1 protein-coding gene is annotated in these 789 nt (G+C 47.7%); it reads right to left on the minus strand.

The genetic code is table 11. The annotated features are described in order from the left end of the window. Positions 1–27: 27 nt before the first annotated feature. The coding region (locus JFC07_RS13025) for an IS256 family transposase (RefSeq protein WP_198329225.1) at positions 28–789 on the minus strand (762 nt) is incomplete at its 5' end.

A 789-nucleotide genomic window follows, 5' to 3' on the forward strand; every position in this document is an offset into this window, starting at 1 on the left:
CCATCCCGAATTCTGTGTAACTGCCATTTAGATTAAATGCTTACTGATACGGTCATCAAACATAATCATAAAACGATTCAGAGCAGACGTCCAGTTACGGATTGGCATCGACCACCTTGACGACGCCTGCTGGGTGGCTAAGTACACCACTTTGAATGCTGCCTGATCAGATGGGAACACCTTACGCTTATTCACCGCTGTCCGAATCACGCTGTTTAATGACTCAATAGCATTGGTGGTATATATGACTTTTCTAATGTCTTTAGGGTAACCAAAGAATACCGTTAAGCCCTCCCAGTTATTACGCCAAGACTTAACCACGTGCGGGTATTTCTCGCCCCATACCTCATCAAAGTGTTCAAGATTGGCCTCTGCCATCTCAAGCGTATCAGCGCCGTAGATGGCCTTTAAATCAGCGGCTATTGCCTTCTTATCTGTCCACGGTACGAACTTCATTGAGTAACGCAGCATGTGTACGATACACAGCTGAACCTGAGCGTTGGGGTAGACGGTGTTAATGGCATCAGGGAAGCCCTTTAAGCCGTCGACACAGGCAATGAGGATATCTTGTACCCCGCGGTTTTGTAGTTCAGTGAGAACACCTAGCCAGAACTTAGCGCCCTCATTCTCTGATAGCCACATGCCAAGCAGCTCTTTTTTGCCATCAAGTCCCACGCCTAGCGCCAGATAGATCGCCTTGTTGATGATCTGCTTGTCTTGGCGTACCTTAACGACGATGCAGTCCAAATAGACGATAGGATAAACACTGCTTAACGGCCGGTTCTGCCA

It is taken from the genome of Psychrobacter faecalis (genome assembly GCF_016107575.1).
Classification (GTDB): domain Bacteria; phylum Pseudomonadota; class Gammaproteobacteria; order Pseudomonadales; family Moraxellaceae; genus Psychrobacter; species Psychrobacter faecalis.